Annotated in this window: 12 protein-coding genes; 6 read left to right on the forward strand and 6 right to left on the reverse strand. The window is 61.7% G+C overall.

Translation table 11 applies throughout. The features are described 5' to 3' along the window. Positions 1–67: 67 nt before the first annotated feature. Positions 68–3,220 carry a multidrug efflux RND transporter permease subunit OqxB gene (gene oqxB / locus ACCW71_RS03010; protein WP_436369537.1) on the reverse strand — a complete coding sequence of 1,051 codons (3,153 nt, stop codon included), beginning with the start codon at positions 3,218–3,220 and terminating at the stop codon, positions 68–70. A 12-nt stretch (positions 3,221–3,232) separates the two neighbouring features. Beyond that, on the reverse strand, positions 3,233–4,387 hold the full coding sequence (locus ACCW71_RS03015; RefSeq protein WP_436369539.1) for an efflux RND transporter periplasmic adaptor subunit: 1,155 nt from the start codon (positions 4,385–4,387) through the stop codon (positions 3,233–3,235). A gap of 298 nt (positions 4,388–4,685) precedes the next feature. Here ACCW71_RS03015 and ACCW71_RS03020 point away from each other — a divergent pair, with 298 nt between their 5' ends. From ACCW71_RS03020 to ACCW71_RS03030, 3 genes are all read left to right on the forward strand, one after another. After that, entirely contained in the window at positions 4,686–5,027 is a 342-nt protein-coding gene (locus tag ACCW71_RS03020) for a helix-turn-helix domain-containing protein (protein WP_009090299.1), read from the forward strand. A gap of 86 nt (positions 5,028–5,113) precedes the next feature. Beyond that, positions 5,114–5,548: a ribonuclease domain-containing protein gene (locus ACCW71_RS03025; RefSeq protein WP_436369541.1), complete on the forward strand. Its 435-nt coding sequence runs from the start codon at positions 5,114–5,116 to the stop codon at positions 5,546–5,548. A gap of 1 nt (position 5,549) precedes the next feature. Continuing rightward, complete coding sequence (locus tag ACCW71_RS03030) at positions 5,550–5,813, forward strand: barstar family protein (protein WP_436369543.1); 264 nt, start codon at positions 5,550–5,552, stop codon at positions 5,811–5,813. Here ACCW71_RS03030 and ACCW71_RS03035 read toward each other — a convergent pair. The 4 genes from ACCW71_RS03035 to ACCW71_RS03050 form a co-directional block, all read right to left on the reverse strand. After that, positions 5,810–8,176 carry a virulence factor SrfC family protein gene (locus ACCW71_RS03035; RefSeq protein ID WP_436369544.1) on the reverse strand — a complete coding sequence of 789 codons (2,367 nt, stop codon included), beginning with the start codon at positions 8,174–8,176 and terminating at the stop codon, positions 5,810–5,812. The two genes, ACCW71_RS03030 and ACCW71_RS03035, sit on opposite strands and share 4 nt — an antisense overlap. Further along, positions 8,173–11,136 carry a virulence factor SrfB gene (locus tag ACCW71_RS03040; protein ID WP_436369546.1) on the reverse strand — a complete coding sequence of 988 codons (2,964 nt, stop codon included), beginning with the start codon at positions 11,134–11,136 and terminating at the stop codon, positions 8,173–8,175. The genes ACCW71_RS03035 and ACCW71_RS03040 overlap by 4 nt, the downstream gene beginning before the upstream one ends. A gap of 2 nt (positions 11,137–11,138) precedes the next feature. Further along, complete coding sequence (locus tag ACCW71_RS03045) at positions 11,139–12,521, reverse strand: SrfA family protein (RefSeq protein WP_436369548.1); 1,383 nt, start codon at positions 12,519–12,521, stop codon at positions 11,139–11,141. A 171-nt stretch (positions 12,522–12,692) separates the two neighbouring features. Then, a complete protein-coding gene (locus ACCW71_RS03050; RefSeq protein ID WP_436369550.1) occupies positions 12,693–13,865 on the reverse strand; it encodes a benzoate/H(+) symporter BenE family transporter in 1,173 nt (390 codons plus the stop codon). A gap of 121 nt (positions 13,866–13,986) precedes the next feature. On the opposite strand from ACCW71_RS03050, the gene ACCW71_RS03055 reads away from it, so the two are divergent. The 3 genes from ACCW71_RS03055 to ACCW71_RS03065 all read left to right on the forward strand — a co-directional run bounded on the left by ACCW71_RS03055 (position 13,987) and on the right by ACCW71_RS03065 (position 15,612). Beyond that, complete coding sequence (locus ACCW71_RS03055; protein ID WP_436369551.1) at positions 13,987–14,544, forward strand: helix-turn-helix domain-containing protein; 558 nt, start codon at positions 13,987–13,989, stop codon at positions 14,542–14,544. A 66-nt stretch (positions 14,545–14,610) separates the two neighbouring features. Beyond that, positions 14,611–15,036: a MarR family winged helix-turn-helix transcriptional regulator gene (locus ACCW71_RS03060; protein WP_436369552.1), complete on the forward strand. Its 426-nt coding sequence runs from the start codon at positions 14,611–14,613 to the stop codon at positions 15,034–15,036. Positions 15,037–15,051: 15 nt separating this feature from the next. Further along, a complete protein-coding gene (locus ACCW71_RS03065) occupies positions 15,052–15,612 on the forward strand; it encodes an isochorismatase family protein (RefSeq protein ID WP_436369554.1) in 561 nt (186 codons plus the stop codon). Positions 15,613–15,657: the final 45 nt, after the last annotated feature.

A 15,657-nucleotide genomic window follows, 5' to 3' on the forward strand; every position in this document is an offset into this window, starting at 1 on the left:
GGCTGAGCAAACCCATCACAGCAAAAAAAGGGGCGATCTTACGATCGCCCCTGTTGTCATCTGCGGGTTACACTGTCACGGATTCTGCACTCTTCGACCGGCGTGTCACCAGCTTGCGCAGGGCGACATAGAACACCGGCGTCAGGAACAGGCCGAACAGCGTCACCCCGAGCATACCGGAGAAGACTGTGATACCGGTTACGCCGCGCACTTCCGCCCCGGCGCCTTCACCCAGAATCAAGGGTATGGTGCCGGCGATAAAGGCGATGGAGGTCATCACGATAGGGCGCAGACGCAGGCGACAGGCTTCCAGCGCCGCTTCCACAATCCCTTTACCCTGAATCTCCAGCTCCCGCGCAAACTCGACGATGAGAATGGCGTTCTTACAGGCCAGCCCCATCAGCACCACCAGTCCGACCTGCACAAAGACGTTGTTATCGCCGCCGGTCAGCCAGACGCCGAACAGCGCCGAAAGCAGGGTCATCGGTACAATCAGGATCACCGCCAGCGGCAGCGTCCAGCTCTCGTACAGCGCCGCCAGCACCAGGAACGCCAGCAGCACCGCCATCGGGAAGACAATCAGCGCGGTGTTGCCCTGAGTTGACTGCTGATAACTCAGATCGGTCCACTCGATGTTCATGCCGTTAGGCAGCAGCTGACCGGACATCGCCTCCAGCTGACTCATCGCCTGCGCCGAGGAGAGCACGCGCGGATCGGCATCACCAATCAAATCCGCCGCCGGATAGCCGTTATAGCGGATCACCGGGTCGGGACCGTAGGTGGTGGTGATATTCACCATGCTGCCAATCGGCACCATCTCTCCGCGATCGTTGCGGGTACGCAGGCTGGCAATATCTTCAACGCTGTCGCGGAACTCTCCATCGGCCTGCGCCATCACCCGCCAGGTGCGACCAAAGCGGTTAAAGTCATTGACGTAGGACGAGCCGAGATAGGTTTGCAGGGTGCTGAACAGCGCGGTCAGCGACACGCCCTGGGCTTTCGCCTTATCACGATCCACCTGCACATCCAGCTGCGGCACATTGGCCTGATAAGAGGAGATCGGGAAGTGCATGCCTGGCGTCTGCATAATGCTGCCCGACAGGGTATTAATCGCGGTCTGCAACGCGCCATAGCCCAGACCGGCGCGATCCTGCACATAGAGCGAATAGCCTGAACCCTGACCCAGCCCCAGAATCGGCGGCGGCATAATCGAGAAGCCAAAGCCCTGCTGAATCTGCGCGATTTTGGCATTGATCTCGGCGTTGATCTCCGCAGCGGTATGTTTACGCTCATTAAACGGCTTCAGGCCGAAGAACACCGTCCCGCTGTTCGGGGTGTTGGTAAACTGCAACGCATTCAGACCGGGGAAGGCCACCGCATAGGCGACGCCGTCGGTCTGCATACCGATTTCGCTCATCTTGCGAATCACTTCATCGGTACGCGCCAGCGACGAGCCTTCCGGCATCTTCACGCCGCCAATCAGGTAGAGCTTATCCTGGGTCGGGATAAAACCGCCCGGCACGGTGTGGAACATCCATCCGGCGCCGCCCAGCAGCAGCAGATAGACCGCGAACACCGCGCCACGGCGACGCAGGGTACGGCCGACCAGTGACTCATAGCCATGCGCGCTGCGCTGGAAGAAGCGGTTGAACGGCCGGAACAGCCAGCCAAACAGCGCGTCAATAATCCGCGTCAGGCGATCTTTCGGCGCGTGGTGATCTTTCAGCAGCATCGCCGCCAGCGCCGGTGAGAGCGTCAGGGAGTTGATGGCTGAGATCACCGTGGAGATGGCGATGGTGGTGGCGAACTGCTTATAAAACTGTCCGGTGACGCCCGACAAAAACGCCATCGGCACGAACACCGCGCACAGCACCAGCGCGATGGCGATGATCGGCCCGGAGACTTCACGCATCGCCTGGTGCGCAGCGGCGCGCGGCGACAGCCCCATCTCAATGTTACGTTCGACGTTCTCCACCACCACGATGGCGTCATCCACCACGATACCTATCGCCAGCACCAGCCCGAACAGGCTCAGGGTGTTGAGCGAGAAGCCGAGCAGATAGAGCACGCTGAAGGTACCGACCACCGACACCGGCACCGCCAGCAGCGGAATGATGGAAGCGCGCCAGGTCTGAAGGAACAGGATAACGACCAGCACCACCAGGATCACCGCTTCCAGCAGGGTCTGCACCACCGCCTTGATCGAGTCGCGGACAAACACGGTAGGATCGTAAGGCGCCGCCCATTTCACATCGTTGGGGAAGCGGGTCGCCAGCTCATCCATTTTGGCGCGCACCGCGTTGGAGAGGTCGATGGCATTCGCGCCGGGGGCCTGGAAGATGCCGATACCGACCGCATCTTTGTTGTTCAGCTGGGAGCGCAGCGCATAGCTGCCCGATCCCATCTCAATCCGCGCCACATCGCGCAGCCGCACCAGCGAACCATCCTCTGAGGTTTTCAGGATAATATCGCCAAACTGCTGCTCGCTCTCCAGTCTCCCCTGGGTGTTGATCGACAGCAGAAAATCACTCTGCTTCTTCAGCGGCTCAGCCCCGAGCTGACCGGCGGAGACCTGCACGTTCTGCTCCTGCATCGCGGTGACGACATCCGAAGCGGTTAAACCGCGCGCCGCCACTTTGTTGGGATCGAGCCAGACGCGCATCGCATATTCACCCGCGCCGAAAATCTGGATCTGACCGACACCCGGCAGACGGGCCAGCTCATCCTTCACCTTAAGGGTGGCGTAGTTACGCAGGTAGAGCGAGTCATAGGTATTGTTGGGCGAGAACATATGCACGACCAGCGTCAGGGTCGGCGACATCTTCTGGGTTGTTACCCCCAGCCGACGCACATCTTCCGGCAGACGCGCCTCCGCCTGCGCCACGCGGTTCTGCACCTGCACCTGCGCCTGGTCGGGATCGGTGCCGGGACGGAAGGTGACAGTGGTCACCAGCACGCCGTCAGAACCGGCAACCGACTTCATATACATCATGTTTTCGACGCCGTTGATCGCCTCTTCAAGCGGCGTCGCCACCGAGTCGGCGATCACTTTCGGGTTGGCACCCGGATATTCGGCGCGCACCTGCACGCTGGGCGGGACGACGTCGGGATACTCACTGATCGGCAGCAGCGGAATCGCGATCACTCCGGTGACAAAAATCAGGATCGACAGCACCGCGGCAAAAATAGGCCGGTCGATAAAAAAGCGGGAAAAGTCCATAGCGGCCTCGGATTAGTGAGCGGCTGCCGCACGCATGGCGACCTGCTGAGCAGTGACCGGCATGCCGGGCATAAATACCTTTTGCAGACCGGCGACGATCACTCTGTCACCCGCTTGCAGTCCCGATTTAACGATGCGCAGACCCTCCACCATCGCGCCGGGCTGGATGTCGCGCCGCTGCGCTTTGCCTTCCGCATCCACCACGTAGACATATTTACGGTCCTGATCGGTCAGCACCGCTTTGTCATCAATCAGCATGGCGTCAGAGCGGGCGCTGCCGGGCAGACGCACGCGGGCGAAGAGGCCGGGGGTGAACTGGCGCTGTTGATTATCGAGCAGGGCGCGCATGCGAATGGTGCCGGTGCTGGCGGTGAGCTGGTTATCGAGGAAGTCGACTTTACCCTGATGCGGGAAGCCCTGTTCGCCGACCAGCGCGATCTCTACCGGCAGCGCATGACGCTGCTGGCCTTCACGCGCCATCGCCTGATAGTGCAGAAAAGTGTTCTCATCGACATCGAAATAGACATACATATTCTGCTGCGACACCAGGGTAGTCAGCACGCTGGCGCTGTCGCCTGCGGTCACCAGATTACCGGCGGTGATCATCGCCCGGCTGGCGCGACCATCAATCGGTGCGGTGACGCGGGTGAAGTCGAGGTTGAGCTGCGCCATCTGGACAGCGGCCTCGGCGGCCAGCACATCCGCCTGCGCCTGGCTGGCGGCGGAGCGGCGCTGCTCCCAGACTTCACGGGAGATCGCCTGGGTGCCAATCAGCTTCTCGCCGCGACCCGACTCACTGCGGGCCAGCGTCGCCTGGCTGCGCGCCCTGGCCAGTTCCGCTTTAGCCTGCTCCAGCGCGGCACGATAGCTGCGGTCATCAATGGTAAACAGCACCTGGCCCTTTTTAACCTCATCGCCTTCACGATAGTTAACCGATTCAATGTAGCCCGAGACGCGCGGACGCAGCTGGACGCTCTGCACCGCTTCCACCCGGCCATTGAAATTGTCCCACTGGCTGACTGGCTTGATCAGCACCTGCGCCACACTCACTTCCGGCGGCGGGGGCGGGGCGTTCTGCGCCACCCCCTTATCGCAGCCGCTCAGCAGGCTGATAATCAGCGCCATCCCCAACAGGGCAAAACCCTGACGAACCCGGTTCGTAGTCATTGTTGTTATTCCGCGATAGATAAAAGACGACCAGCAGGCCAATATTTGCAACTTTCAATATTGCAATTAATCGCGGGAAGTGTAGGCTGGCGTCGCTGGCAACTGCAAGAATAACAGATACACTTTATGTGCGGTTTGGGGCGCAGTGCTGCAACTCTGAGCAAATCAGCAAAGACCCTGCAAACAGTGCGGCATTTAATGTACTAATTAAACTTGCATTAAATGACATAGTCAGCCACCCTTAAGTGTAACTGCAACTGATACTAATACTATTCACCACGGCGACGGAGAGACTGGAATGATGAGTGACGCCTTTATTCACGATTTAATCGACTGGATTGATAACAACATTGAAGCACGCCTGGACCTGGATACGGTTTCCGAGCGCGCCGGTTACTCCAAATGGCACCTGCAACGCATGTTCAAAGAGCACACCGGCTATCCGCTGGGTGAGTATATCCGGGTTAAGAAGCTGAAAAAGTCGGCCGATCGCCTGACCAGCACCGACGAACCGATCCTCAATGTGGCGATCTCACTGGGCTTCGATTCTCAGCAATCGTTTAATCGCAGCTTTAAGCGTCAGTATGGCGTGGCACCCGGTGCATGGCGTCGACACAGCGGGGATTCGCACGCTGCATAACCTCGCCAGGGCCAGCACGTCTGGCCCGCGCTTTTCTCAGCGCGCAAAACTGGTATCATCTGCATCCTGTCGTCACGGATGCCATCATGTCAAAAAAACTCTGGATTGGACTTTTCCTGGTCCTCGCGGCCTGCTTCTACGGCCTTAAACCCTATATTAATTCGGTTTCAGCCCCGGCTCAGGCGGATATCGCCGCGCTGACCGACGCCCACACCGTGGCGCGCTGGGTGCTGCAACATCAGCAACTGCCTGACTACTACCTGACCAAAAGCGATGCGCGCAGGCGTGGCTGGAACCCGGCGAAAGGCAACCTGTGCGAGGTGCTGCCCGGTAAAGCCATCGGCGGCGATCGTTTTGCCAATCGTGAAAAGCGTCTGCCAGTGCGTGCGGGCCGCCAGTGGTATGAGGCGGATGTGAACTATCGTTGCGGACGGCGCGACGCCGATCGCCTGGTCTACTCCTCTGACGGGCTGGTGTTTCTCTCCACCGATCACTACCGCAGCTTCAGACAGGTGCCCTGAGATGCTGAATCTGAGCTTTGATCTGCGGCAGCTGACCACCCGCGCCGCCTTTTATCAGCAGTTTGCGGCACAGAGCGACTGCCCGCCGGACTTTGGTCATAATCTGGATGCGCTGTGGGACTGGCTGACCGGCGGGATGGCGCTGCCCGCCACGCTGCGGTTGCAGCATTACGCGGCTCATCAGGCGGATTTAGCGCCGGTGCTGGCGCTGCTGGAAGAGGCGGCGCAGTCGCTGGCGGGCGAGCTGCGCCTGATCAGGGATTAAGCGCGCAGCGGTTTCAGCAGGGCAATCAGCGCTTCGCGTGCCGCCAGCGGCAGATCGCCGCCGCCGGTGTAGCCATTATTCTCAATGATCACCTGATTTAACCCGACCAGCCAGTCGTAGATGTAGTAGGCGGTATGGTTAGCCGGTGCCGCAGAGAGCTTAGTCAGACGCTGACCGGCGCTGAAGCTGACGCTGGGTGCCGGGGGCCGCGAGAAAATCGCCTGACCCCGGTTAACCCGGCTGGCGGGACGTTCCGCTTCCGGCCGCTGCAAAAAGCCGAGCCAGGCGACAAAATCTCCCAGCACCGTCATCGCCCGCGTCACCTGACGATCGGCGCGCGATTCATGGGTCACGCTCTGGCTATCGGGCTCATGCAGCGCCTGTTGCAGCTTCTGCGTCATATCGGCGCGGAAGCTGGCGGTAATCAGCTCCTCAACCAGCCACTCCATGGTCGCCTTATCGATATTCAGTAAGGCCAGCAGGCTGCGGTTTTCTGGCAGCTGGCGCAGATGGTCGAGCCACAACAGCAGCACCTGACGCGGAAACTGCTGCGCCCCCTGCGGACTCTGGCGCGGCTGAACCGGCACCTCATGCACGCTCTCGCTAAACAGATCAAATTCAAACCCGATACCGAACTGGTTCTCCGGTGCCTGAAGGTTTGGGGTTGAGCTGCCCGACAGCGCTGACTGATTGAGCCATAGCTGACGCAACGCCTCACGCGGCGGTTGCAGCCGTTCCAGCAGCTCACCATGCAGGCCGGTGCGATGCTGGAGACATTTCAGCAGCGTGTCGGCGATATTCTGTTTACGTGCGGCCTGTTCCGGGCTGGCACCCGCTTCGGTCCACGGCAGTAAGCGCCGCTCCACCACGGTATGCTGAATCTGTGCCAGCTGCGCCAGCAGCAGGTCGCGGCGCGCCTCTGGCTGCATCTCATCCTGTAGCCAGCTCACCATGCGATCCACACCCGCACGATCCAGCGCCAGCATCGATCCCCAGTGCTGACCCGGCTGCCCCATCTGACGCTGCACCGCTTCATCCACATTGATCTGCTGATGGCGGGCGTCATAAGGGGTGATCGCCCAGATCAGGCGCGGTTTCTCAGCCGCCTCCTGGGCTGGCTGCTGCCGCTGCCATTCGCGCAGCGTTTCGCTGGCAAGGTCAGCGTCCTGGCGCTGGCTGGCGGCGGTGCAGACCAGCAGCAGGTCGATCGCCTGACGCGCGGCATACCAGCCCGGCAGCAGGGCGCGCTTCTGCTCCAGCAGCCGCGCCCGCAGCGGGTCCTGCTGTTGCAGTCGCGCGCGCTCCTCCTGAGTCGCCGCATCATTCGGCTGACCCGGCGCGGGCAGTTCCAGCATATCCGCTTCGTCATACAGCGCGGTGCGCGGCGTGGAGCTGAGCGGCACCAGCACTTCCAGCGTCAGTAAGCTGAGCAGTCCCAGCGGCACGCTCTGCGGTTTATTGATGCGATTGCCGTTCAGCGGACAGACTTCCACCGCCAGACCCTGATCCTGTTCGCTGGCCGGCACAATCAGCTGTTCGGCGGGCAGCAGGGAGGCATCGGTCAGCAGGGTTAACGGGGCCAGCACCCGGCTGCTGTTACGCAGCTGATGGCGCAGATGCAGCAGAGTGCGCAGCATCTCACTCAGCGCCGGTTCGGCGGGCCAGAGCAGCGAAAAGAGCTGCACCCGATCGTCAACGCTCAGCCACGGGGCCAGCGCCACCGTCTGCGGCCAGAAGTGGCGGTCCAGCCGCGTGTCGTAATGGGGACGGCGACGGCACCAGGACCAGAGCGTCACCAGCGCATCGCTCTCCAGACCGGCGAGCGGGGTGGCGAGGCGATGGCGTTGCAGGCGCTGAATGGCGCTGTCGAGCTGGGCGACATCGGGCGTGGCGGGTCCGGCGCAGGCGACCATCAGCCGGATAAGTTCCGCTTCGCTTAACAGCGTCAGTTCAACCGGCCATTCGCCCGACAGCGGCTCACGCTGATGGCTGAAGCGGGTGGCGGTGGCAAAGTCGAGATTGTCGGGATTAATGTGCTGAAACCAGTTCAGTGACTTTTCGCCCATGCGGGTCACCAGCTGACCCTGGGCGTCGGCGACCATCTCATTCAGCAGCCAGGCTTTACCCGCCTGCGACTGACCAAACAGCGCCAGCGTCACCGGACGGGCGACCTGCTGCGCCAGCGCCTGGGTCTGCACCCGCGCCTGGCGCAGTTGCAATGTCAGGGTCTCCGCTTCCAGCGCCAGCCGTGGCGACTGCTCACGGGTGGTTTCAATCCAGCTCAGGCTGTTATTCAGGGCGTCCTGCAACAGGCTGAGACGTTTTGCCAGCGTTTGCGGCTGACGGGGCTTTACGGCTTTCATCGTTTACATACGCTCCCGCTGTCAATCCAGTATTGCGCATTGGCATTGCCGGTGGCCGACAGGGTATTCAGCTTCAGACTTAACTGCTCCAGCGGCACGCGGGTGCCATCATCCAGTCGCGCATCGCTCAGCACCAGGCTTTCCGGGCCGGGCGCGTCGGGACCGGCTTTCACCGCCAGCCGGATACGCAGTACGCTCTCACCGGCCACTTTACGCGCCAGGGTGGCGTCGTTCAGCGTCAGGCTATAGAGCGGCGAGGCGGGCCAGCGCTCGTTATCGAGCTGGCGGAAGCCGAGGCAGACGTTGCCGCGGATGCGGAAACTGCTCTTTTTATCCAGCGCAAAGCCGGGATCGTCGAGATCAATTTCGCTGTAGCAGAGGTTTTCGTCCGTCAGCGCCTGATTTTCGTCGAGCATGCCAAGATAGCGGATGGTGGAGTAAGGTTCAAAGTCTCCGGCGCGGAACCAGAAGCTGCTGAGACGCAGATCCAGCGCCAGCAGGCAGAGCATCGCGCCGACCGCCGCCGTCGATTTCGGGTTATCGATGCGGCCATGCTTGTTAAACGGATACCAGTCGCTGGTGTGATAGCCTTCCAGCGACAGAATGCGGCTGCCCGGCAGCGGTTGCAGATGGCGCACCAGCGCCTGAATGCCCGGAAAACGTGACGGACGTCCGGTGAGGAGCAGCACGTCACACTGATAGAGCGACACCACTTCACACATGGAGCGCAGCGCCGGGATAATCGCCATCCGGTGCTGCATAAATTCGCCATGCAGCTGAGAGAGGCTCACCACCAGCGGCACCTGGAGCAGGTCGAAGCGGCTGTTTCCGCCCAGCTCACGCTGAATTTCGCCATTAACAAACGCCAGCACCGCTTCCCCTGGCGGCTGATCGACCAGTTCGCCAAATAGCGCGTTGATTTCGGCGTGGCTCTCCAGCGGGTCCCAGTTTTCGTAGCGCTCCAGCACCGCCTGCGCCAGCGGGATAAACAGCTGTAAAGTGACCTGCTGGCGCAGCGTCGCCTGACCATCCATGCGGCTGTCATGCCCGAACAGCTTGTTCATCAGCGGTTCCGCCAGCGTCAGACCCGCTTTTTGCAGATGCTGTTGCAGCGCCGGTAAAATCCACAGCTGGATCACATCCAGCAGGATGTCGTCGCCCGCCACTTTAAAGCCTTCGCGGAACAGCAGGCGCGGGGTAATTTTGACGTTATTGCCCTGACCATCATCCAGACGGTACTGGGTGATCGCCAGATCGGTGGTGCCGCCACCAATATCGATCGAGGCGATACGCAGGCTCTTACCCGGCAGTTCGTCGGCGTCGCGCGGGCGATCCGGCCGGGCCATGCTGCTGAAGAAATCTTCGGCGCGACCGGCGAAGTTGACCTGTGTTTCATTAAACAGCCAGACCATCTGGCCACAGGTCGCCTCATCCCACTCCATCTGCACATCCGGCAGCGGTCGGGTGCTCTGGCGTGGGGCCAACGACGGCAGATCCTGCTGATCAGCCAGCCAGCCTTCCGCTTTCCAGACCAGCGCCAGCGCTTCCTGCATCCGGCGACGGAAAATTTCACGCTCCGGCTTTGGCATCGCCGAAGGCAAGGTCAGGATCACATGGCGCAGCTGACGCGGCGCGTGGCTCTGCGGCATCCGCTGACGCTGCGCTGCGCTGTTCATCTGCATCAGCGCCTGAGCCAGCAGTTCACACAGCATAAAGGTCATCAGCGAACTGCGGCTGTAGTGCGGGGAAAAGACCGGCAGGCGATCGTCCGGGGCCAGCGTGGAAAGCGGCTGGCCCTCATCGTTGAGCAGCGTGGTAAAGGGGGCGGCATAGGCCAGCGGTTCAGCCTGACCGCCCGCGGTGTTGAAACGCCAGCCTGGCTGATAGCGCGCCTCATCCCACAGGTAACGACGCGGGCTGGAGAGGCCGGTGCTGCCTTCCAGGCCGACCCGTTGCAGGGCCAGTCGGCTCGCTTCACGGCCGACGCGGGTCAGGGAGGGCCACATAAAGGCCTGCTCGCGCCCGCTCTCCAGCGAAAAGTTCGCCTTACCAAAACGCGCTTCGGCAAATTCAAGACGGCTGTCAAACAGCTCGTTATAGACCTGATGCGGCTGCGACAGATCGCGCAGCTGCAACTCGTAAGTCTGCTTCAGGCCATTGCTCTCTTCCGGGTGATCTTCCACCAGAATGCCGCAGGTGTGGGAGTTGCCGACGTCGAGAATAATATCGACGTTGACCGCCGGGGTCTGCAAGGTGGCGGCCTGAATGTGGATCTCGCTGAGATCAAGCTGCTCGCCCAGCAGCTCCAGCAGATTGAGGTAGTGCGCCTGGTACTCGAACTCCCGCAGCGCCTGATTAATCGCCTGTTCGCGGCGATCGGCAACCCGATCGGTAAAGGCTTCGCGCAGCCAGCCATCCACCCAGGTGAGGTCAAGAAAGTCACCCAGCTCATAGTTGTGCCAGGCGAGGGCAAAGGTGACGCCGTTCTGTGCGTCCGCCGCGGTGAGGCCCAGCTGTTCGCCGCCATCCTGTTCCGCTACGCAGCGGGTATCAAAAGCCAGGCTGACGCGATGGGTATTCCCGGCCGCATCGGGTGCGGGCAGGGCGACCAGCCGCATCCGCGCCCAGTTTTCCGGGCCGCCGATAAAGCGACGGCCGCTGGCGCAGCGCAGCATCGGCAGGGGCAGCCAGCAGGCTGACAGCAGGGTCAGCGAATCGGCCAGCGCAATGTCGGACTCCGGGCGGACCACCTCTGGCGCGCCGCCATCTTCCGGGTAGAGCAGAAATTTACCGCTGTTGCCATCGACATTGAGGCGCAGCAGCGGGCCGTTGGCGGTCTGGCGCACAAACTGGCGACGCGCCGCGGTGGCGGAGAGTTGCAGGCCGAAATCCAGGAACTGCACGCCGCTGTTTTCAATCAGCGAAATTTTTTGTTTGTCATCGATCAGGGGAGCCAGCATCGTTATTTACTCTCACGCTTAATCGTCATCGGGAAGACCCGCTCCTCACCATACTGCGCCTCACACACCGCCGCGCCAATATTCGCATGGCAGACCAGCAGCGGCATGCGGTAGCGCGATTTATTCTGGCACTTCGCGGTATAGCGGCTCTCGATCACCAGATTTCCGGCACTGGTCATGGCGGCGCTGACATCGGCTTTGCAGCTGGTGTTACCCTGGGCGATCTGCACGCTGCCTTTGCCATTTTTGAACTGGAACTGCATCACCGGCGGTTTGCCGGTTGGCGTCTTCATCTGGTTAATGGTGACGCGCCAGCGGCCATCAATCACCTGTACCTGACCATCGCGCACCGCATCGGGTGTCACAATCAGATCGTCAGGTCCGGCCGGCACGGCGGGGGTGACGACACTGGCAAGGGTAGCAGATGGAGCCGCAGGTGTGGCTTCGGCGGGAGCCTCGCTGGCCGGTTTTTGCGGCAGCGAGGTGGAGAGTTGCTCCGCGGAGGCCATCACCGCAGGCGGCGCGATAGTCACAGCAGGCGCAACCGGTGTAACCGGCGTAACCGGCGTAACCGGTGTGGCGGGTGTGACCGCGGCAGTGGCAGTGGGCTGCGCTACCGGCGTGGCTTTCACCACCGGCGTCACCGCCGGCTGCGGACGATGCAGCAGCAGCGCGACCACTACCGCCGCGGCAATCGCCACCGGTGGCAACAGATACCAGACGCGGAAACGGCGCCGGGCTGGCGCAGGCGTGACCGGCAGCGGGTCGACCACTGCGGCCACCGCAGGGGGCGGCTCGACGGCGGCTTCCGGTTCCGCTTCAGGTTCGGGTTCAGCGATGAGAAGCGGCGCGGCAGGCGGCTCCGGCAGTGGTTCAACCAGCACGGTTGGCAGGCTCTCTTCCAGGCTATCACGCAGGCAGGCCAGTGCGTCATCGCGGCTGCGCGCCTGGGCATCGACAAAGCCCCAGAAGGTGATAACCGGTTTGCCATCCACCAGATAGACATATTGCTGATCGGGAAATTGCAGGGTTTTGCTCAGCAGCGCGCCAAACAGCCGCATCGCCGGGTTCTCCGCCGCGCGCGCGCGCGTACTGAGATCCTGCATATCCTGCTGACAGGCGGTCAGCAGTTGCAGCGCCGCACGGCGCTCATGATCGCTGGCACCGAGCCAGGATTTCACCCGCCCGCTGAACGGTGCATACCAGTCGAGGCGATCGCCCCGTTCGTTGGCCTGGGGGATCGCCAGGCAATCTGCCAGTGCGCTCTGACGGCGCAGGCGCAGGGTTTCACGAATTTGCAGCGCTGAGGCGTAGACCGGCTGGCCATTTTCACCTAATGCCAGAACCGCATCCAGATTACCGCTGCGCAGAAAAGTTTTTGCCACCTGTTGGGCCCTTATCGGTCGTTGTCTGAGGCAGAAAATCGCGTGTTATCGACGATTGGGTTGATTTTACGCGGGACAATGACAAATCAAACGCGGGAAAAGGGGGTAATTCCGGCGGTTTTTTCACTGGCTGGCGGAAAAGTAACCGCCAGACCGGATAATAACGTGCCTTCAGCGAGCTTTGCGGCGCAGCAGCAGATGGGCCATCACGCCGCCCGCCAGTCCCCAGAAGGCGGGGCCGATGCCCAGCAGTGTGACACCGGACGCGGTAATCAGAAAGGTGATAAGCGCACTGTCCCGTTCGGCGGGCTGCTCCAGCGCGCGTTGCAGGCTGCTGCCGAGCGTGGCGAGCAGGGCCAGTCCGGCCAGCGCCTCAATCAGCACCGCGGGCAGCGCGCTGAACAGCACGGCGATCAGCGCGCCTGACGCCCCCGCCAGCAGATAAAACAGGCCCGCCAGCGCCGCGGCGCGCCAGCGCTGTTGCGGGTCGGGGTCCACCTCTTCGCTCATACAGATTGCCGCGGTAATCGCCGCCACGCAGACCGAAAAGCCGCCGAACGGGGATAGCAGCAGCGCAATCAGGCCGGTCCAGCTGATCAGGGCGGAAACCGGGGGCTGGTAGCCGTGCGCCTGTAAGGTCGCAATGCCTGGCGTATTCTGCGACGCCATCGTCACCAGGAAATAGGGCAGGCCAATTCCCAGCAGCGTCGCCAGGCTGAAGTGCGGCATCACCGGTTGCGGCAGCGCCAGCATAACTGGCTGCGGCGGAAAGTGGATGGCATGCTGCGCCAGCGCTACCGCGATGCCCACCAGCATCGTCACCAGAATCGCATAGCGTGCCAGCCAGCGCCGCGCCAGCAGCCAGGCCAGACACATGCTGCCGCACAGCACAAAGTTAATCTGTAAGTCGGCGAAGGTCTGTAACCCGAAGCGCAGCAGGATCCCGGCCAGCATCGCCGAGGCCAGCGAGGCGGGAATATAGTGCATCAGGCGGGCAAACAGGCCGGTGACGCCACAGAGCACAATCAGCAGATTGGCGAAGATAAACACCCCGACCGCCTGATTGAGTGAGATGCCGTGAAAACTGGTCGCCAGCAGCGCCGCGCCGGGCGTCGACCAGGCTGCCAGCACCGGCATGCGGTAGCGCAGCGACAGCCCGAGCGAGGCGATCCCCATCGCGATCCCCAGCACCGACAGCCAGCCGCCAATCTGCGCTGGCGATGCCCCCGCCGCCTGAAAAACCTGATAGATAATGGCCCCGCTGCTGCTGTAGCTCACCAGCACCGCCACAAAGCCGGAAACCAGCATCGGCAGGGTGAATAAAGAACGACTCCCTCTTTTCATGATCGGATGACTCCCTTGTGCGTTATAGCGCACATGGTCGCATGATGCGCTATAACGCACAAGTGTTACACTGGCTCCATAACGTCAGTCATCAGGCTGACGAGAAGATTCAGGAGAGACGATGGCAGATGTTCAGCAACACCTGAGCAGCGCGCTGAGACAGCTGCGTCAGGCGAATGGCTGGAGCCTGACGCTGGCGGCGGAACGCACCGGCGTCAGTAAAGCGATGCTGGGACAGATTGAGCGCGGTGAATCGAGCCCGACGGTGGCGACGCTATGGAAGATCGCCACCGGTTTCAACGTCCCGTTTTCATTCTTTATCAATGGCCGCGTAGTGCCAGCCGGGGATGTGGCGGGCTTCAGCCAGCCGAATGCGGAGATGTCGGTGCAGCCGCTGCTGCCTTACGATCCGCAACTACGGTTTGACCTGCTGGCGGTGGAGCTGGCGGCGGGCGCACAGAGCCATTCGTCGCCCCATGAGGCGGGCTGTATCGAGCAGGTGGTAGTAATTGAGGGAGAGCTGCTGCTGGGTGTCGGCGATCTCTGGCGACGTTTGCAGTGCGGCGAGGCGTTTCAGTTCAGTGCCGATGTGGCGCACAGCTATCGCAATCCGCTTAACACGCCGCTGCGCTTTCACAGCCTGATCCACTATCTGCATCGGCCAGGGGTTACAAATTGATACCAGGGCAAACTACACAGTTTACCTTCGTATCTCTATACTTTGCGCTTATCCGGGGAGAGAGAAATGAGCGATCTGACTGAATCGGCCACGATGCTGCGCATGCTGGTGGGCAAGCTGGGCCGGCGGCTGCGGGAATCCGCCCCGGCGGGCGAGCTCACCTGGTCGCAGCTGGCGGTGCTGGGTCATCTGGTGCGCGACGGCGCGATGACGGTGACGCAACTGGCCGCCGCCGAAGGAGTGCGCACGCAGTCAATGGGCACCACGGTCGCCGGTTTGCTGGCCGCGGGAATGGTGGCGGGTGACCCCGATCCCCATGATGGCCGCAAAACCTGCTATCGCCCGACCGACCTCGCTCTGGCGGTGATCGCCGCCAGCCGCGCGATGCGCGACGACTGGCTGATCCAGACGCTGGAGACGCGGTTCAGCCCGGCGGAACAGCAGCAGCTGATTGAAACTCTTCCCTTACTGCAACGACTCGCTGACCACTAATTCTGAGGATCTCCTATGGCTGTAACCACACTTGATACAAAAACCGCGCTGATTGTTATCGATCTGCAACAGGGCATTGTGGCGCTGCCGCTGGTTCATCAGCCGCAGCCGGTGATCGAACGCTGCGCCCGACTGGTGCAGGCGTTTCGTGAGAAAGCACTGCCGGTGGTGCTGGTTAACGTGGCCGGTGGGGCGCCAGGCCGCAACGAACAGGCGCGTCACAGCGGCGAGTTACCGGCTGACTGGGCCACGCTGGTTCCGGCGATGACGCCGCAGCAGGGTGATCTCACCATCACAAAAAAAACCTGGGGCGCGTTTCACGCTACGCCGTTGCATCAGGAATTGCAGCAGCGCGGAATAACGCAGGTAGTGATCTGCGGTATCGCGACCAGCATCGGGGTAGAGTCCACGGCACGCCAGGCGTATGAGTTAGGTTACAACGTCACGTTAGCCACCGATGCGATGACCGATCTTAATATCGATACCCACAATAACAGCGTGAATCTGATCTTCCCGCGGCTGGGCGAAACCGGCAGCAGCGCAGATATTGCAGCCTTATTACAGCGCAGCGCCTGACGCGACTGCGCGGGCAAAAAAATGTCCTGCCATCGCTGGCAGGAC

The organism is Pantoea sp. C2G6, assembly GCF_051336815.1.
Taxonomy (GTDB): Bacteria; Pseudomonadota; Gammaproteobacteria; order Enterobacterales; family Enterobacteriaceae; genus Pantoea.

Coding starts and splice junctions, on each gene's coding strand:
- oqxB (WP_436369537.1), bottom strand. CDS start 3,220: ATGGACTTTTCCCGCTTTTTTATCGACCGGCCTATTTTTGCCGCGGTG.
- ACCW71_RS03015 (WP_436369539.1), bottom strand. CDS start 4,387: ATGACTACGAACCGGGTTCGTCAGGGTTTTGCCCTGTTGGGGATGGCG.
- ACCW71_RS03020 (WP_009090299.1), top strand. CDS start 4,686: ATGATGAGTGACGCCTTTATTCACGATTTAATCGACTGGATTGATAAC.
- ACCW71_RS03025 (WP_436369541.1), top strand. CDS start 5,114: ATGTCAAAAAAACTCTGGATTGGACTTTTCCTGGTCCTCGCGGCCTGC.
- ACCW71_RS03030 (WP_436369543.1), top strand. CDS start 5,550: ATGCTGAATCTGAGCTTTGATCTGCGGCAGCTGACCACCCGCGCCGCC.
- ACCW71_RS03035 (WP_436369544.1), bottom strand. CDS start 8,176: ATGAAAGCCGTAAAGCCCCGTCAGCCGCAAACGCTGGCAAAACGTCTC.
- ACCW71_RS03040 (WP_436369546.1), bottom strand. CDS start 11,136: ATGCTGGCTCCCCTGATCGATGACAAACAAAAAATTTCGCTGATTGAA.
- ACCW71_RS03050 (WP_436369550.1), bottom strand. CDS start 13,865: ATGAAAAGAGGGAGTCGTTCTTTATTCACCCTGCCGATGCTGGTTTCC.
- ACCW71_RS03055 (WP_436369551.1), top strand. CDS start 13,987: ATGGCAGATGTTCAGCAACACCTGAGCAGCGCGCTGAGACAGCTGCGT.
- ACCW71_RS03060 (WP_436369552.1), top strand. CDS start 14,611: ATGAGCGATCTGACTGAATCGGCCACGATGCTGCGCATGCTGGTGGGC.
- ACCW71_RS03065 (WP_436369554.1), top strand. CDS start 15,052: ATGGCTGTAACCACACTTGATACAAAAACCGCGCTGATTGTTATCGAT.